Source organism: Nocardiopsis sinuspersici, assembly GCF_001998325.1.
Classification (GTDB): Bacteria; Actinomycetota; Actinomycetes; order Streptosporangiales; family Streptosporangiaceae; genus Nocardiopsis; species Nocardiopsis sinuspersici.
Window position 1 is genome coordinate 409,902 of the sequence record NZ_MCOK01000001.1, and the last position, 17,371, is coordinate 427,272.

15 protein-coding genes and 1 pseudogene are annotated in these 17,371 nt (G+C 71.3%); 13 read left to right on the forward strand and 3 right to left on the reverse strand.

The genetic code is table 11. The features are described 5' to 3' along the window. Nucleotides 1-239 precede the first annotated feature (239 nt). A complete protein-coding gene (locus tag NOSIN_RS01810; protein WP_077689069.1) occupies nucleotides 240-1,919 on the reverse strand; it encodes a glycosyl hydrolase family 18 protein in 1,680 nt (559 codons plus the stop codon). A gap of 466 nt (nucleotides 1,920-2,385) precedes the next feature. Between NOSIN_RS01810 and NOSIN_RS01815 the strand changes: the two genes are divergently transcribed. Together NOSIN_RS01815 and NOSIN_RS01820 are read left to right on the forward strand one after the other, a co-directional pair. Further along, the gene (locus NOSIN_RS01815) at nucleotides 2,386-2,907 is read left to right on the forward strand and encodes a MarR family transcriptional regulator (protein WP_077689070.1); all 522 of its coding nucleotides are present in this window, start codon (nucleotides 2,386-2,388) and stop codon (nucleotides 2,905-2,907) included. 74 nt (nucleotides 2,908-2,981) lie between these two features. Beyond that, nucleotides 2,982-4,712, forward strand: coding sequence for an acyl-CoA mutase large subunit family protein (locus NOSIN_RS01820; protein WP_077689071.1), 1,731 nt, complete (start codon nucleotides 2,982-2,984; stop codon nucleotides 4,710-4,712). Nucleotides 4,713-4,794: 82 nt separating this feature from the next. On the opposite strand, the gene NOSIN_RS01825 is transcribed toward NOSIN_RS01820, so the two are convergent. Both NOSIN_RS01825 and NOSIN_RS01830 read right to left on the reverse strand, forming a co-directional pair. After that, entirely contained in the window at nucleotides 4,795-4,968 is a 174-nt protein-coding gene (locus NOSIN_RS01825) for a DUF397 domain-containing protein (protein WP_077689072.1), read from the reverse strand. Next, entirely contained in the window at nucleotides 4,965-5,741 is a 777-nt protein-coding gene (locus NOSIN_RS01830; protein WP_077689073.1) for a helix-turn-helix domain-containing protein, read from the reverse strand. The genes NOSIN_RS01825 and NOSIN_RS01830 overlap by 4 nt, the downstream gene beginning before the upstream one ends. A gap of 538 nt (nucleotides 5,742-6,279) precedes the next feature. On the opposite strand from NOSIN_RS01830, the gene NOSIN_RS01835 reads away from it, so the two are divergent. From NOSIN_RS01835 to NOSIN_RS01885, 11 genes and pseudogenes are all read left to right on the forward strand, one after another. Further along, nucleotides 6,280-7,233 carry a tetratricopeptide repeat protein gene (locus tag NOSIN_RS01835; protein WP_077689074.1) on the forward strand — a complete coding sequence of 318 codons (954 nt, stop codon included), beginning with the start codon at nucleotides 6,280-6,282 and terminating at the stop codon, nucleotides 7,231-7,233. 185 nt (nucleotides 7,234-7,418) lie between these two features. Further along, nucleotides 7,419-8,183, forward strand: coding sequence for a cytidylate kinase-like family protein (locus tag NOSIN_RS01840; RefSeq protein WP_077689075.1), 765 nt, complete (start codon nucleotides 7,419-7,421; stop codon nucleotides 8,181-8,183). A gap of 272 nt (nucleotides 8,184-8,455) precedes the next feature. Next, nucleotides 8,456-9,856, forward strand: coding sequence for an NAD-dependent malic enzyme (locus NOSIN_RS01845; RefSeq protein ID WP_077689076.1), 1,401 nt, complete (start codon nucleotides 8,456-8,458; stop codon nucleotides 9,854-9,856). Between the two features lie 73 nt (nucleotides 9,857-9,929). Next, nucleotides 9,930-10,511 (forward strand): YqgE/AlgH family protein, encoded by a 582-nt coding sequence (locus tag NOSIN_RS01850; RefSeq protein ID WP_077689077.1) that lies wholly within the window; start codon nucleotides 9,930-9,932, stop codon nucleotides 10,509-10,511. 65 nt (nucleotides 10,512-10,576) lie between these two features. After that, complete coding sequence (locus NOSIN_RS01855) at nucleotides 10,577-10,822, forward strand: DUF3039 domain-containing protein (RefSeq protein WP_077689078.1); 246 nt, start codon at nucleotides 10,577-10,579, stop codon at nucleotides 10,820-10,822. Between the two features lie 123 nt (nucleotides 10,823-10,945). Then, nucleotides 10,946-11,194: pseudogene (locus NOSIN_RS27565) on the forward strand (hemin ABC transporter ATP-binding protein); the annotation flags it as partial. A gap of 6 nt (nucleotides 11,195-11,200) precedes the next feature. Beyond that, nucleotides 11,201-12,013, forward strand: a complete 813-nt coding sequence (locus NOSIN_RS01865; RefSeq protein ID WP_077689079.1) for a class E sortase — start codon at nucleotides 11,201-11,203, stop codon at nucleotides 12,011-12,013. 9 nt (nucleotides 12,014-12,022) lie between these two features. Beyond that, nucleotides 12,023-12,253: a hypothetical protein gene (locus NOSIN_RS01870; protein WP_077689080.1), complete on the forward strand. Its 231-nt coding sequence runs from the start codon at nucleotides 12,023-12,025 to the stop codon at nucleotides 12,251-12,253. 116 nt (nucleotides 12,254-12,369) lie between these two features. After that, entirely contained in the window at nucleotides 12,370-14,097 is a 1,728-nt protein-coding gene (locus NOSIN_RS01875; protein ID WP_077689081.1) for a DEAD/DEAH box helicase, read from the forward strand. A gap of 169 nt (nucleotides 14,098-14,266) precedes the next feature. Next, a complete protein-coding gene (locus NOSIN_RS01880) occupies nucleotides 14,267-15,268 on the forward strand; it encodes a zinc metalloprotease (protein WP_077689082.1) in 1,002 nt (333 codons plus the stop codon). A 157-nt stretch (nucleotides 15,269-15,425) separates the two neighbouring features. Next, nucleotides 15,426-17,366 (forward strand): glycoside hydrolase family 127 protein, encoded by a 1,941-nt coding sequence (locus NOSIN_RS01885; RefSeq protein WP_236743277.1) that lies wholly within the window; start codon nucleotides 15,426-15,428, stop codon nucleotides 17,364-17,366. Nucleotides 17,367-17,371: the final 5 nt, after the last annotated feature.

A 17,371-nucleotide genomic window follows, 5' to 3' on the forward strand; every position in this document is an offset into this window, starting at 1 on the left:
GTGCGCCCGAGGAGTCCGGTGTCCTGAGCTGACCGGTACCGGTTCCCGGTGGCGCGCGTGAGAGGTGGCGTACGCGTGGCAGGGGCATGGGTCGTGCTCCCGGGGTGGGGGACGGGGGATTCGGGGTGGTCGGCGCGGACCGTCGCACATCGGTCCGCGCCGACCCCGGCGGCGGTGCTCCCCGGATCAGAGCACCGGCGCCGCTCGGGCCCGGTCCGGGTTCGCCGGACCGGGGGTACTCAGTCGCTCAGCGCCGCGTCGATGGCCGCCATGAGGCTGCCCTCGGCGTCGTCGCCGTCGACGGACCAGACCATGACGCCGCCGAGGCCCTGGGACTGCGCCCAGTCGGTCTTCCGGGTCATGGCGGTCGGGTCGTCGTAGTTCCAGAGGGTCTCGCCGTCGTAGATCCAGGCGGTACCGGCCTCGTCGTTGCGGAAGAGCTCGAACTCGCCGGAGGCGACCTTCTCCTCCAGGGCCTTCCAGTCCTCGGTGCCCGCCGCGTACGTTCCCTGTGCGGGTCCCGTCGCGGTCTGGAAGAGGCCGTCGCCGTCGGGGCCGGGCTCCACGCCCGTCCACCCCTGTCCGTAGAAGGGGACGCCCAGGACGAGCTTGTCGGGGTCCACGCCCCGGTCCAGGTAGGCCTGGACGACGAGCTCGGCGGAGATCACCGGCTGGGGGTCGCGGGCGTCGACGACCAGGTTGGACTGGTGGTTGGTCGTGCTCTCCCACGTGCCGTGGTAGTCGTAGCCCTGCACCGTGACGAAGTCGAAGTCGGGCATGAGCTCGTCCAGCTCGTACCCGGCGTCCAGGCGCCAGCCGCCGGCGGGCACGAACGCGGTCAGCTCGTAGTGGCGGTCGGTCTTCTTGCCGAGCTTGTCCAGCTGGTCGCGGAACTCCTGCACCAGGGCGGTGTAGTTCTCCTTGTCCTCGGGGCGGACCGTGTTGTGCGGGTTGCCGCCGGATCCGGGCCACTCCCAGTCCAGGTCGATGCCGTCGAAGACGCCGTAGGCCGCGCCCTTGCCGCCCGCGCCGTCGATCTCGGGCAGGTCGCCGCGCAGGTACAGGTCGATGCAGGAGGAGACCATGCGCTCGCGTGACTCCTCGGTCAGGGCCGCGTCGGAGAAGTGCTCGGACCAGTTCCAGCCGCCCAGGGAGATGTTGACCTTCAGGCCGGGATACATCTCCTTGAGCTCGCGCAGCTGGTTGAAGTTGCCGCGCAGGTCCTGGTCGGGGTCGTCGGCGACGCCGTCCACGCTCTCCTCGGCGGGCACGACGCGCCCGTAGTCGGCGAGGGCGTCGCCCCGGCCGGGCTCGTTGCTCATGAAGCATTCGCCGTCGGCGCTGACGTTGCCGAAGGCGTACTGGATGTGCGTGAGCCTGCCGGCGCTGCCGCTGTCCACCAGGTCCCGGACGTGGTAGTCGCGCTCCTTGGCGCTCCACTGGGTGTAGTAGGCGACGCTGCGGCTGTCGTGGGAGGGGCCCCCGGCGCAGGAGGAGCCGTTGACCAGGCAGCCCACCGGTGCGGTGGCGCCGCCGGAGTGCAGGCCGTTGAAGCCGAAGGAGTAGCTGCCGCCGGCGGGGACGTCGGCCCCCCAGTGCGGCGGGGTGACGGTGTAGCCCTCGGGGGTGCCCGCGAGCGTGGCGTTCCACAGGTGGTGGACGCGGCTGCCGTCGGGGAGCGCGAACTCGACGGTCCAGTCGCTGACGGGGGTGTCCGAGACGTTGTGGACGGTGATCTCACCGGTGTAGCCGGTGCTCCACCGGGCCGACTCCGTGTAGGTGACCGTGAGGCCGGAGGCGGCGGCCTCACGGGCTCCGGTCTCCTCGGCTGCGGCCGGGGTCGCGGTCAGCGCCAGTGGGGCGAGCAGCACGGCGGCCGCTGCGGCCGCGAGGCGGGTTCTGAAGCGCGGTGCTCTCACGTCGGGGCATCTCCTGGTGAGTGAGCGGGGCGGGGGATGTGTCGGCCGCCCTGTCGTGAGCGGGTGGGACGGGCTGTGGTCGGGCGACCGCGGAAGGCGGCGGTCCGTGGCCGGAGCCGACGCCTTCCCGTGAGGGTGTTCCACGGGCCAAGTGAGGGCGGATGGTCGTGTCCGTGCCTCTGACGTGGGGGGATAAATTTTTAGGAAACTTAACTAATAATTCCTGGTGCCGTCAACGCCCGTGCTGTGACTTTCCGGGGGTTTCCCGGCGGCGGATCCGAATCTTTCGAGCTGGCGAGGTGGACCGGGTTCCGGGAATGGCATCTGTCCCTTTGTGGCCACGGAAAAGTCTTGCCTTCTTCTCGGATGGCTGCTATCACGCCCGATGCCGGGTGGCGCTCATGCGCCCGGCGCTCCGGCGGATGCCGTGCCGTGCCCTGACTAGAGTGGCGGCGTGGGTAATCCGTTGAATCTTCCGTTCGACCCGATCGAGCGCGCGCACGAGAACTGGACGCGCAGGTGGGGGGCCTCGCCCGCCATGGCCGCGGTCACCTCGGTCATGCGCGCGCAGCAGATCCTGATAGGGGAGCTGGACGGAGCCCTCAAGCCGTTCGGCCTGACCTTCGCCCGTTACGAGGCGCTCGTGCTGCTCACCTTCAGCGGCTCCGGCTCCCTCCCCCTGGGCAAGATCGGTGAGCGCCTCATGGTGCACCCGACCAGCGTCACCAACACCATCGACCGGTTGGAGGGGCAGGGCTTCGTGTGCCGCCTCCCCAACCCCAGCGACGGTCGCGGCGTGCTGGCCGAGATCACCGACTCCGGACGCCGGGTCACCGAGGAGGCGACCCAGGCGCTGCTGTCCATGGACTTCGGCCTGGCCTGCTACTCCGACGAGGAGCTGTGGCGCATGCACGAGATGTTCACCAGGCTCAGGGTGGACTTCGGGGACTTCCCCGCACCCGTCTCGGGGGCCGCCGAGGGCCGCTGACCCGCCCGTCGCGCCCCGGGCCGCCACGGGCGCCCTCGCTGTACATCATTACTTGGACGTCCTACTATCTTGGTATGGCGAACACCACGAACGACCCCACCAACGGCGGCGGGGCCGGGGAGATCGAGGCCGGGCGAGAGCGCTGGCAGCGCCGCTACGACTCCGCGCGCACACGCGACGCCGACTTCACGACCCTGTCCGGACGCACCCTCGAACCCGTCTACGGGCCCCGGCCCGGAGCCGAGGTCCCCGGTTTCGAGCGCATCGGCTGGCCGGGGGAGTACCCCTACACGCGCGGCCTGTACGCCACCGGCTACCGGGGGCGTGCGTGGACCATCCGCCAGTTCGCCGGGTTCGGCAACGCGAGGCAGACCAACGAGCGCTACAAGATGATCCTGGCCTCGGGCGGGGGCGGGCTCTCGGTCGCCTTCGACATGCCCACCCTCATGGGCCACGACTCCGACTCGCCCCACGCGCTGGGCGAGGTGGGCCACTGCGGCGTGGCGATCGACTCCGTGGCCGACATGGACCTGCTCTTCGACGGGATCCCGCTCGGCGAGACCACCACCTCCATGACCATCAGCGGTCCGGCCGTCCCGGCCTTCTGCATGTACCTGGTGGCGGCCGAGCGCCAGGGGGTGGACATCCGCACCCTCAACGGCACGCTCCAGACCGACATCTTCAAGGAGTACATCGCCCAGAAGGAGTGGCTGTACCCGCCCGAGCCGCAGCTGCGGCTGATCGGCGACCTGATGGAGTACTGCGCGGAGAACATTCCCGCGTACAAGCCGCTGTCGGTGTCCGGCTACCACATCCGCGAGGCCGGCGCCACGGCCGCCCAGGAGCTCGCCTACACCCTCGCCGACGGCTTCGGCTACGTCGAGCTGGGCCTGTCCCGGGGACTGGACGTCGACAGGTTCGCGCCGGGCCTGTCCTTCTTCTTCGACGCGCACATCGACTTCTTCGAGGAGATCGCCAAGTTCCGCGCGGCGCGGCGCATCTGGGCGCGCTGGCTGAGGGACGTCTACGGCGCCAAGACCGAGAAGGCCCAGTGGCTGCGGTTCCACACCCAGACGGCCGGGGTCTCCCTGACCGCCCAGCAGCCCTACAACAACGTGGTGCGCACCGCCGTGGAGGCCCTCGCGGCCGTCCTCGGCGGCACGAACTCGCTGCACACCAACGCCCTGGACGAGACCCTGGCGCTGCCCACCGAGCAGTCCGCCGAGATCGCCCTGCGCACCCAGCAGGTCCTCATGGAGGAGACCGGGGTGGTCAACGTCGCCGACCCGCTCGGCGGCTCCTGGTACCTGGAGTCGCTCACCGACGAGCTGGAGGCCGACGCGGAGCGGATCTTCGCCCAGATCATGCGCATGGGCGGGGGAGAGGAGGCCGAGCACGGGATCGGCCCCATGACCTCCGGCATCCTCGCCGGGATCGAGAACGGCTACTTCAGCTCCGAGATCGCCGAGTCCGCCTTCCAGTACCAGCAGGCGCTGGAGAAGGGCGAGAAGAAGATCGTGGGCGTCAACTGCCACACCAACACCGTCTCCGGCGAGCTGGACGTCCTCAAGATCAGCCACGAGATCGAGCACGAGCAGAAGCGGGTGCTCGGCGAGCGCCGCGCCCGGCGCGACGGTGCCGTCGTGGACCGCGCCCTGGCCGCCCTGCTGGAGGGGGTGCGCTCGGGCGACCGCAACCTGATCCCGCTGATCATGGACGCGGCCCGCGCCGAGGCCACGCTCGGCGAGATCTGCGGGGCCATGGGGGAGGAGTTCGGGACCTACACCGAGGAGCCGAGGTTCTGACCCGGGTGTGAGACACGTGTCCGCCGGACACGCCAGGGGCCCCGCCGGAAGCCTGCCGGCGGGGCCCTCTCGTCCTGTCAGCTCAGACGGTGTCCGCGTGCGTGGTCAGGGACACCCACTGGGCCGGGGGGAAGGACAGGCATCCCGCATCGGGATGGACGGAGTCGCGGACGTCCGTCCCGGCCTCGTGTTCGCGTACCTCGACGCACTGTCCACCCGTGCTGCTGTAGCTGGACTTGTGCCACTCACTGGTCACGTACTCAACCCCTTGAGGACCTGCACTGACTGCTCTGGGGGAAGCGCACTGCCGAGAGCACGTTTCACCAGCTCAGACAGGCGGTCGAATCCGGTTCCTTCGTCATAGAGGACGTTACCGGAAACATGGTCGCTGGACGCGAACCTCGACCCGTCCACGAGTCGGCACAGCAGCAGCGGCGAGGTGATCCCGATCAGGGCCGCGCCCTCCGGCACGAGGTGGATGCGGATCCTCCCGCTCCCGGCCAGCGAGACCAGGTGCGCGGCCTGTTCGCGCCGCACGTCGTCGGAGACGCAGGTGAGCGCGCTGTGGGGGAACACCGCGACCACCTCGGGGTCGTTGCGCTCGCGCAGGCGCTCGTAGCGGGCACAGCGCATGGAGACGAGGTGGTCGATCTCGGCGGGAGGGGCGAGCGGCTGTCCGTGCTCGAAGACGATCCGCGCGTAACCGGGGGACTGGAGGAACCCGGGAACCAGGACGGGGGACAGGAACTCGATGTAGACCGCCTCCTCCTTCAACTGCCAGAGGTCCCGCATCCACGGCGGGAGCGAGGAGCCGACGGTCTGCGTCTCCCAGACCTTCAACAGTCGGCCGGACGCCTGGAGAAGCTCGTCCAGCTTCTCGACATGGTCCCGCTTCGGGGTGTTCTCGCCGGACTCCCACCTGCAAAGGGACGAGGAGGACGTGCCGAGCCGGGTCGCCAACTGCCTCTGTGTGAGGCCTCGGAGCTCGCGCCACTTCGTGATCTGAGCGGGGAACGGGGGTTGCACCATGTCCCAGAGATTAGCGACTGAATTGCGTTCGGTACCACGGCTTTGAGAATACGTCGCAGATGCTGGCGGGACACGAAGCGGGGCTTGCAGACTGTGGTTGTGAAGGGTGGGGCTGTGGTGCTCCGCAATACTTCGTGGTGCTCCGAGCGCACCTCTCGCGGGGGCACCGGACGGTATCCGCCGGTGGAGCGCGCCGCTTCCTCCACGGGCCCTTCACACCCGCCGGTGGCCGCCCCGAGCGCGCGGGCGGCCGTGGAGCGGGTCCGGTCGGCAGGGGCCGGACACGGGCCCGGACGCCGCGGGCGATCACGGAGCACACCCGTCTGTGCCCGTGCGCCCGGTGGCCGCCACACCGAGTGGGACACGGACGACTCCGGGTGTGCCGGAGTGGGATCCTCCTTCCCGGGGAGGGGCCCCAGGAGGGGCTGGGGCGGGGAGGGAGAAGGGCAGGGGCCCGCGAACGGGGGTCGGGCCCCTGCCCTGCGGACGGCTGTGGAACACGGTTCGCTCCCGCCCGCGTATACGGCAGGATGGAGGCATGCAGCCTTCGGACTTTTCACCGAACAGTGCCGTTGACCTCGGCGCGCGCAAGGCGGCCATGGAACGCGAGGCCAAACAGCGTGCGGCGGAGTCGACGGGTCGATCCAATCCCTACGCCGTCAACGTCGACGAGTCCAACTTCCAGGCCGAGGTCCTGGAACGGTCCATGGCCTCCCCGGTCGTGCTGGCCGTCCTCGCCGGCTGGTCGGAGCAGTCCAAGCAGATCGAGAGCACCCTGGACAAACTCTCGGCGGGATCCGGCGGCAACTGGACCCTGGCCAAGGTCGACAGCGAGGCCAGTCCACAGCTGGTCCAGGCCCTGCGGGTGCCCACGACCCCGATGATCGTCGTGGTCGTCCAGGGCCAGCTCCTGCCCGGCCCGGCGGGCCCGGCCACGGAGGAGCAGCTCACCGGCTGGCTCGTCGAGGCCTTCGCCGCGCTCAAGGAGCAGGGAGCGCTGCCCCAGGGCCACCCCGGCACCATCACCGGTGAGCCCGGCGCGGAGGACGTCGCGCCCGGCCAGCCTGAGGAGCCCCAGGCCCGTCCCGTGGACGTCGAGGCCGAGGAGGCCCTGAACAAGGGCGACTTCGCGGCGGCCGAGGCGGCCTACGCCAAGGCCGTGGAGGCCGACCCCGGCGACGCCGAGTCCAAGAACAAGCTCGCCCAGGTCCGCCTGTTCGGCCGCCTCCAGAACGTGGACCCGGACGCCGTCCGACAGGCCGCCGCCGAAAGGCCCGAGGACGTCGGCGCCCAGATCACCGCCGCCGACGTCGACATGTACGGGGGCAGGTTCGAGGACGCCTTCGACCGCCTCATCGACACGGTCAGGAACACCCGCGACGAGGACCGGAACCGGGCGCGCGCCCACCTGCTGGAGCTGTTCGAGCTGCTGCCTCCGGGCGACCCGAGGATCGGCGCCGCCCGCCGCAAGCTCACCTCCGCGCTGTTCTGAGCCGAGGACGAGAGGGGCGGGAGGGGAACGGGGCGTCCCACGGGGAAACCGGTGGGCCGCCCCGCGGCCCTTCCGGGCCAGGGCCCCCGGACACCCGTCCGCCCGCGGGATAGCCGCGGTCCAGGCGGGTACGATCCCGCCAGGAGACGGGCCGACGGCCCGCACGGCGATCCGGCAGGTGTCCCATGGCGACCGACGACGTCCCCGGCAGGCACGGAGCGCCAGTGGTCACGGTCTCGGCCACCTACGGCGCGGGAGGCGGTGTCGTGGGGCCGGCCGTCGCCGCGCGGCTCGGCGTCGCCTTCCTAGACCGCGCGATCCCCAGCGCGGTGGCCGCCCGGGTCGGCTGCTCCCTGGACGAGGTCCTCCAGCGCGACGACCGCGCGTCCGGCGGCTTCGAACGCCTGCTCGCCAGCGCGGCCCGACTGCCCACCGTCACCCTCGGCAGTGTGGACACCGCCTTCATCGGTGCGACCGACGACGAGGGCCGCCTCCTCCACGACGGCGAGTTCGTGGAGCAGACCGAGAGGGTCGTCGGCGAGGTCGCCCACAGCGGCGGTGTCGTCCTCGGCCGCGCCGGGGCCGTCGTCCTGGCGGACCACCCCACCGCCCTGCACGTGCGCATGGACGGCGACCGCCACGCGCGCCTGCGCCGGGCGCGGGCGCTGTGGGAGTCCGGCGACCCGGCCGAGGGCGGCGGCCGCGACGGAGGGGAGGAGGCGCCCACCCTGCGCCTGCTCGACGACAACGACCGGGCCCGGGCCGCCTACGTACGGCGCTTCTACCGGACCGATCCCGCCGACCCGAGTCACTACCACCTGGTCCTGGACGCGTTGTCGCTGTCGTTGGAGGCCTGTGTGGACCTCGTCGTGCGGGCCGCGCACGACCGCTGCGCCCCTCGGGCCGCCGACCCGGGCGACCCCCGCCGCGACACCCCGGGTACGACATAAATTGTGCGATTTTTTACCGAAGCGGCAATTGTCACCTTGTGCTGACGGTGGGCGCTTGACTCGGGTAAGGTGAGGCGACTCGACGACGGGTCCGGGTCGGCCCCCACCCGGAACCGGGTCCCGCGTGCCGGTGGCCGGAGTACCTCGCGCACCGGACACGCGAAACCCCGACGCTCGCGCGCCCGACGAAGCCGTGCCCGGCGACCGCCCCACCGGTGGAACCGCACGCGCCCACGGACGCACAACACCCAGCCAGAGCCAAGGAGCAACACGTGGCCACCCTTCCCAGCGTTTCCTACTCCATCACCGTCCGCCTCGAACTGGACGCTGGGGGCAGTGCGGTCGGCAGCCTCACCAACGCGGTGGAGCAGGTGGGCGGCATGGTCACCGCTCTGGACGTGGCCGCCGCCGGCCACGAGCGCATCCGCATCGACGTCACCTGCGCCGCCCGCGACACCGAGCACGCGCAGGCCATCGTCGACGCCCTGGGCGCCGTCGAGGGCGTGGTCGTGCACAAGGTCAGCGACCGCACCTTCCTCATGCACCTGGGCGGCAAGATCGAGATGAAGTCCAAGGTGCCGCTGCGCAACCGCGACGAGCTCTCCATGGCCTACACCCCGGGTGTGGCCCGCGTGTCCCAGGCCATCGCCGCCAACAAGGACGACGCCCGCCGCCTGACCATCAAGCGCAACAGCGTCGCCGTGGTCACCGACGGCTCCGCGGTCCTGGGCCTGGGCAACATCGGCCCCGAGGCCGCCATGCCCGTCATGGAGGGCAAGGCGGCCCTGTTCAAACGCTTCGCCGACATCGACGCCTGGCCCATCGCCCTGGACACCCAGGACGTGGACGAGATCGTGCGCACCGTCCAGTTGATCGCCCCCGGCTTCGGCGGCATCAACCTGGAGGACATCTCCGCGCCCCGCTGCTTCGAGGTCGAGGCCCGCCTGCGCGAGCTGCTCGACATCCCGGTCTTCCACGACGACCAGCACGGCACCGCCATCGTCGTGCTCGCCGCCCTGCGCAACGCGCTGCGCGTGGTGGGCAAGAAGCTCGGCGAGGTCCGCATCGCGATGTCCGGCGCGGGAGCGGCCGGCACCGCGATCCTCAAGCTGCTCATGCACGCCGGGGCCCGCGACGTCATCGTCAGCGACGTCCACGGCGCCGTGCACACCGGCCGTGAGGACCTGGACCCCACCCTGCGGTGGATCGCGGAGAACACCAACCCGGCCGGCTACGACGGCGACCTGCGCGGCGCCGTGGCCGGAGCGGACGTGTTCATCGGCGTCTCGGCCCCCAACGTGCTCAGCGGCGAGGACATCGCCGAGATGAACGAGGACTCCATCATCTTCGCGCTCGCCAACCCCGACCCCGAGGTCGACCCGGACGTCGCGCACCTGCACGCCTCCGTCGTCGCCACCGGCCGCAGCGACTACCCCAACCAGATCAACAACGTGCTGGTCTTCCCCGGCGTCTTCCGCGGCCTGCTGGACGCCCAGAGCCGCGACGTCACCTCGGACATGATGGTCGCCGCGGCCGAGGCCCTGGCCGACGTCGTCACCGAGGACGAGCTGGGCCCGAACTACATCATCCCCAGCGTGTTCCACTCCGACCTGTCCAACCACGTGGCCACCTCGGTGCGCGAGGTCGCCGGACGGGCCGCCAAGGGCGAGTGACGCCCGGGACTCGTCTGCGCAACGGCCCGGGGAACACCGTCGGATCGAGGGCGGTTGCGGGTAAGTGTGGAGCATGGACCAGCCGACGATGATCGGGCGCCTCCTCGTGGCCGCCCCACTCCTCCAGGAGGAGTCCTTCCGCCGTTCGGTGGTGTTCGTCGTGGACGACACCCCCGACGGCACCCTCGGGGTGATCCTCAACCGTCCCCTGGGCATGCCCGTGGACGAGGTCGTCACCGACTGGGGCGCCTACGCGAGTGAGCCGGCGGTGATGTTCTCCGGAGGGCCGGTCGGTGTCGGCTCCGGCATCGCCCTGGGGGTGGTGGGACCGGGCGAGCCGCCGCCCGGCTGGTCGCCCCTGGAGGGCCTGGACCCGCACCTGGGCCTGGACGGGATCGGCGTGGTCGACCTCGACGGCCCGCCCCAGGTACTGGGCGGAGCACTCGGCGCGTTCCGCGTCTTCGCCGGCTACGCGGGATGGACCGAGGGCCAGCTCGCCGGGGAGATCGCCGAGGGAGCCTGGTACGTGGTCGACGCGGTCGCCGACGACGTCTTCACCACCGCCCCCGAGGGCCTGTGGCCGCGGGTGCTGCGCCGCCAGGGCGGAGACATGGCGCTGCTGTCCACCTATCCTGACGATCCCACCATGAACTGAGCCCGCCGGAGTGGGCTGCGACACCCTATACCGTGGAGCACAGACGTCGAAAGGTGTGAGGCACTATGGCGATGGACATCCTCAACAAGGTCCTTCCGGACAGCGAGACCAAACCGGACATCTCCCACGACGACGGGGACCGTGAGCGGTTCGCCCACTACGTGCAGAAGGAGAAGATCACCCAGAGCGCCGTGACCGGCGACCCCGTGATCGCCCTGTGCGGCAAGGTGTGGGTGCCCAACCGGGACCCGAAGAAGTTCCCCGTGTGCCCCGACTGCAAGAGGACGTACGAGGAGATGACGAAGAAGTAGGGTTCCTCCCCCGCGGCCCGTTCCACGGGTCCGCCGCCCGGCGGCGGTACACGAAGAGGCCTTGACACACGCTGTGTGCCAGGGCCTTCGTGCTGCCCGGGTGAAGAACCGCCCACGGGGCACGGCGGTGCGGTTATCGTGGTCCAGCACGATTTGGGGCTTGCGGCAGCCTACGCCCGTCGTGTGGCGATACTCTCCCAAGGGGCGGGTCGCGCCGCACAGGGCACCCCCGCCGGCGTGTTCACAGCGTCGCTGCCCAGCTCCGTCTACCAGCACGAGGTCGAGGTCCTACCGCACCCGCGTACCGGGGTCCCGCTGGTCGTACCCCTTTCGACGGGCGTCCGGTGCGCGCGGAAGCTTCCACAGAAGTAGGTCGTATTGGTGTCCACAACTGAACGGCAGTTCCACGAGGGTTCCCGCTCCGAGGGCGGGAGGGGGCGCGGACGGCGGGCTTCGGGCGGTCGGCGCCGTCGTGCCCGAAGGACCGGGGCCACATCCGGTGACGTCGTACGCGGCATCGTCCGGTTCTTCGGCGAGGTCATGCTGACCGCCGGCCTGCTCATGCTCTTCTACGCCTCCTACGAGGTCTACGGCTCCCAGTGGGAGACCGACCGGGAGCAGCAGGACCTGGCCCAGGGCCTGGAGGAGGCATGGTCCGCCGACGCCGCCGCGGAGGAGGCGGGCCCGGACTCCGCGCCGCTGCCGGGCAGCGCGGACAGCCGCCTGTACCTGCCCTCCCTGGACCTGGACTGGGTGGTGGTCAACGGCACCACGCCCGACGACATCCGCTACAGCCCGGGCCACTACACCGAGTTCCCCAGCGATCCCGGCGAGGCGGGCAACTACGCGGTGGCCGCCCACCGCACCCCCGGCCTGTTCTGGGACCTGGACCTGCTGTCGAACGGCGACACCATGGTCCTGGAGGACGCGGAGAACTTCTACACCTACGAGGTCTTCCGCGAGGAGACGGTGCTGCCCACCGACGTGTGGGTGGTCGAGCCGGACCCGTTCGACGAGGCCACCGACGAGGAGCCCGAGCGGTCCCTGATCACCCTCACCACGTGCGCGCCCAAGCTGAACAACACGCACCGCCTCATCGTCTGGGCGGAGCTGGTGGAGACCACACCCAAGTCCGAGGGGATGCCCGACTCGATCGCGCACATGGCACCCCAGGCCGACGAGGACGAGTGAGGAACACGAATGTATGGTCTGATCTGGCGGATCCTGCCCGGCCCGTGGGTCTCCAAGCTCATCATGGCGGTCGGCCTGCTGGCGGGTACGGCCGCGCTGCTGTGGTTCTTCGCCTTCCCGGCGATCTCCCCGCACATGCCCTTCAACGACGGTGCCGTCGACATCGAGGGCGCCGGAGCCGCCGGTGGCGGGGGCTCGGGCGGGAGCGGTGGGGAGGAGGCTCCCGAGGACGGGAGCTGACGGTTCCACGCCGACGGGGGACACGCCGTGTGTGCGGCGCCACTGGCCGGTCTCCCGGACCGGTCCGCTGTGCCCGCTAACCTCATGCAGGTGAGCAATGGGGGACGGTTCGAAGTATGACGGTGACGCAGACCACGACGGAGGATCGGCTTCGGGGCCTTCGCGCATGGCAGCGGGAGGCGTACGAGGAGTACTTCCGCCGGGAGCCACGCGACTTCCTCGCGGTGGCGACTCCCGGCGCGGGCAAGACCACCTTCGCCCTCACACTGGCCGGTGAACTCCTCCAGCGGTACGCGGTGCGGGCCATCACCATCGTGTGCCCCACCGAGCACCTGAAGAAGCAGTGGGCCGAGGCCGCCGCCCGGTTCGGCATCGCCATCGACCCGGACTTTCGCAACGGGCAGGGCGCCCTGGGGCGCCAGTACGTCGGTGTGGCGGTCACCTACGCCCAGGTGGCCGCCCACCCGATGCTGCACCGCAACCGCACCGAGGCGCGCAAGACCCTCGTCATCTTCGACGAGGTGCACCACGCCGGTGACGCCCTGTCCTGGGGCGACGCGGCCCGCGAGGCCTTCGAGCCGGCGAGCAGGCGGCTCTCCCTCACGGGCACCCCCTTCCGCTCCGACATCAACCCGATCCCGTTCGTGGACTACGTCCAGGACGGCGCCGGCGTGCGCCGCTGCTCCTGGGACTACAGCTACGGCTACGGTCCCGCCCTGGAGGACGGCGTCGTGCGCCCGGTCATCTTCATGGCCTACTCCGGGGAGATGCGCTGGCGCACCCGCGCGGGCGACGAGCTGGCCGCCCGGCTCGGCGAGCCCCTCACCCAGGACGCCCTGTCCCAGGCCTGGCGCGCGGCCCTGGACCCCAAGGGCGACTGGATCAAGCGGGTGCTCCACGCCGCCGACCGCCGCCTGACCGAGGTGCGCAAGACCCACCCGGACGCGGGCGGGCTGGTCATCGCCAGCGACCACGAGAACGCCCGCGCCTACTCGCGCATCCTGCGGCAGATCACCGGCAAGGGCGCCACCGTCGTCCTCTCCGACGACCCCACCGCGTCCAGGAAGATCTCCCGGTTCGCCGCGGGCGACGACCGCTGGATGGTCGCCGTGCGCATGGTCTCCGAGGGCGTGGACGTGCCCCGGCTGATGGTCGGGGTGTACGCCACCTCCACCAGTACCGCCCTGTTCTTCGCCCAGGCCATCGGCCGTTTCGTGCGTGTGCGCCAGCGCGGCGAGGTCGCCTCGGTGTTCCTGCCCTCGGTGCCGACCCTGCTGGAGTACGCGGGCGAGATGGAGCGCGAGCGCGACCACGTGCTCGACCGGACGCCGGCCGAGGGCGACGAGTACCCGGAGGACGACCTCCTCAAGGAGGCCAACAAGAAGCGGGACACCCCCGACGCGGGGGAGGAGCTGCCCTTCGAGACCATGGAGTCGGCGGCGGAGTTCGACCGCGCCCTCTACGACGGCGCCGAGTACGGCGGCTCGCCGGGGTCCACCGAGGAGGAGGACTTCCTGGGGCTGCCCGGCCTGCTCGACCCGCAGCAGGTCTCCCAGCTCCTGCGCAAGCGCAAGGACGACCTCAAGGCCAGTGAGATCAGGTCCAGGAGGAAGAAGGAGGAGCCCGCCGAGGAGGAGGGCCCCACCCACCAGGTCCTGGCCGATCTGCGCCGTGAGCTGAGCGGGCTGGTGGGCGCGTGGCACCACCGCACCGGCAAACCGCACGGGGTGATCCACAACGAGCTGCGCCGTGCCTGCGGCGGTCCTCCGGTCGCGCAGGCCTCTCCGGACCAGATCCGCGAGCGGATCGCCAAGATCCGCACCTGGGCCGTCGGCGGACGTTAGGGCGTGTCCGGCGGGTACACGCCCCTGGGACTTCTTCCGCCAAATCGGGCAAACACTTCGTAAGTTCGCGCCACGGTCATAAGCGCAACGTATTCACTCAATTACGTTGCGTTGTATGAGTGGACAAAGCCCTCGCGGCGGGTCAGCCGCGCTCTGGACCGGACTGCTGATGTGCGGGTTCGCCCTGACGGGCGTGGTCGCGGCCACCGCACCCGAATCCTCCGAGCACGCCCAACGGGTGGGGAGCACCGTCCCCTTCGAGGAGTGCCTCCCCGGCACGGAGGCACGGGTGGCCGACCCCGGCGGGGGGACACGGCCCCCCGAGGGCGGTGAGCTGACTCCGAGTGAGGCCGCCCGCTACCACCGGCAACTGCGTGAGGAACTCGTGTCCCTGCGCGGCCAGGACCTCCAGCCGCCGCAGACCGTCCCGGTGGTGGTGCACGTCGTCTCCGCCGAGGACGGGCGCGGCGACGTCAGCGACGAACGCCTCCAGAAGCAGGTCGACGTCCTCAACACCGCCTACAGCGGTGGCGAGGCCGCCGCGGCGGCCAGGTCCGCCGGAGGCACGGGCACGGCCGCGGAGGAGGCGGCCGCGGAGGAGGCGGCCGACACCGGCTTCCGGTTCGAGCTGACCGACGTCACCCGCACGGCCGACGACGAGTGGTTCACCAACTTCGAGGAGCACCGCGACACCATCCGCGCGAAGCTGCGCCAGGGCGATGCCGGAACCCTCAACATCTACACCGCGGACCTGGGGCCCGGCCTGCTCGGCTACTCCACCTTTCCCCAGGACTACGAGGAGAACCCCGACCAGGACGGCGTGGTGGTCGCCCACGACACCCTGCCCGGGGGCGACCGCGAGAAGTTCAACCTCGGCCACACCACCACACACGAGGTCGGCCACTGGCTCGGGCTCTTCCACACCTTCCAGAACGGCTGCACCGACCCCGGTGACTACGTGGACGACACGCCGTACGAGCGCGAGGCCGCCTCCGGCTGCCCCGAGGGCCGCGACACCTGCCCCGAGCAGGCGGGCGAGGACCCCGTCACCAACTTCATGAACTACAGCGATGACGCCTGCATGACCCACTTCACCGCGGGCCAGGGCAAGCGCATGGTCGAGCACTGGGCGGCCTTCCGCGCCGGGTCGTCCCAGGCCCGCTCGGGCTGACCCGCCGTCCCCGGTGGGGCGCCGCCCCACCGGGGACGGAAGCGGGCCGGCCGCCGTGCCCGCACCCGGGTGTGGCCGATGTCCCGTGCGGGGGTTGACGGGTTCTGTGTGAGCGCTAACAATGAGGGCCGCCGACCCCGGACCCGAGGGAGCACGTGTGACCGTCCACGAGACCGCCGTCCCGACCGACCCCACGGGCGGGCGCCCGGTCGTCCCGTCCCGGAGCCGCCACCGCCCGCTCGGCCTCGGCGAGATCAGCCTGGGGCCCGGGTTCTGGCGGGAGAGGCAGGAGGCCAACGCCTCCGCGACGCTCCAGCACTGCGAGGACTGGATGGAGCGGCTGGGCTGGCTGGCCAACTTCGACCGTGTCGCCGAGGGCACGACGGGCCCGGACCGGCCCGGCTGGTGCTTCTCCGACTCCGAGGTCTACAAACTCCTCGAAGCCCTGTCCTGGGAGTACGGAAGGAGCGGCCGCCCCGAGGCGGACGAGGCCGTACGCCGCATCACCGAACGCGTCGGCCGCGCCCAGGACGGCGACGGCTACCTCAACACCTGCTACGGGCACGCGGGCCGGCCGCCCCGGTACGGCGACTTCGAGACCGGGCACGAGCTGTACTGCACCGGGCACCTGTTGCAGGCGGCGGTGGCCAGGGTGCGCACCACGGGACCGGACGCGCTGGTGGAGATCGCCCGCCGGGCCGCCGACCACGTCTGCGACACGTTCGGCGCGGGTGGCACGGAGGCCCTCTGCGGACACCCGGAGATCGAGGTCGGCCTGGTGGAACTGGGCCGCGCGCTCGGGGAGGAGCGCTACGTCGAACAGGCCCGGCTCTTCCTCGACCGGCGTGGACACGGCACCCTGCGCGAGGACCGGGTACCGCTGGGCGGCGCCTACTTCCAGGACGACGTGCCGGTCCGCGCCGCACACGCCTGGCGCGGCCACGCCGTCCGCGCCCTCTACCTCTCGGCGGCCGCCGTGGACCTGGCGGCCGAGCGCGAGGACCGGGAACTGCTCACGGCCGTCGAGCGCCAGTGGGAGCACTCGGTGGCCCGGCGCACCTATCTCACCGGCGGTATGGGCTCCCGCCACCAGGACGAGGGCTTCGGCGAGGACTGGGAGCTCCCGGCGGACCGCGCCTACTGCGAGAGCTGCGCGGGCGTCGCCTCCGTCATGGTGTCGTGGCGGCTGTACCTGTCCACCGGCGACGTGCGCTACGCCGACCTGATGGAGCGGACGTTCTTCAACGTGGTGGCGACCGCGCCGAGCGCCGACGGCCGGGCGTTCTTCTACGCCAACCCACTGCACCAGCGTGTCACCGCGGGCGCACCGGACCCCGGCACCGTCAGCCCGCGGGCGGAGGGCGGCGTCCGGGCGCCGTGGTTCGACGTGTCGTGCTGCCCCACGAACCTCGCACGTACGTTCGCCACCTGGCACGCCTACGCCGCCAGTGTCGGGGACGGCGGACTGACCCTCCTGCAGTACGCCACCGCGCGGATCACCGCTGACCTGGGCGGGGGCCGGGTCCTCGGAGTGGAGGTCGAGACCGACTACCCCGGCGACGGACTCGTCACCGTCCGCGTCACGGACCCGCCGCCGGGGGCGGCGGCCCTGCGGCTGCGGGTGCCGTCGTGGGCACGGGGCGCGGTGCTGGAGGAGGGCGGGAGGCGCCGGCCCGTCCCACCCGGCGTGGCGGTCGTGGAACGGGAGTTCTCCGGCGGTGAGGAGGTCCGCCTCCGCCTTCCGGTGCAACCCCGGTTCACCTGGCCGGACCACCGCGTCGACGCCGTCCGCGGCTGTGCGGCCGTGGAACGGGGACCTCTGGTGTACTGCGCGGAGTCGATCGACCTGCCGGCGGGTGTGGACCTGGACGACGTCCTGGTCGACCCCTCCGCCGCCCCCGTCGACCGGGGCGGACGTGTGCTGGTCCGCGCGACGGCCGGACCGTCCCGAACCGTCGGCCGCGACTGGCCCTACGGTGAGGCGACCGGACGGGGAGGCGGCGGCGACCCGTTCGACCTCACGCTCTCCCCGTACCACCAGTGGGCCGAGCGCGGACCGACCACCATGCGCGTCTGGCTGCCCGCGGACCGCGGCTGAGTCCG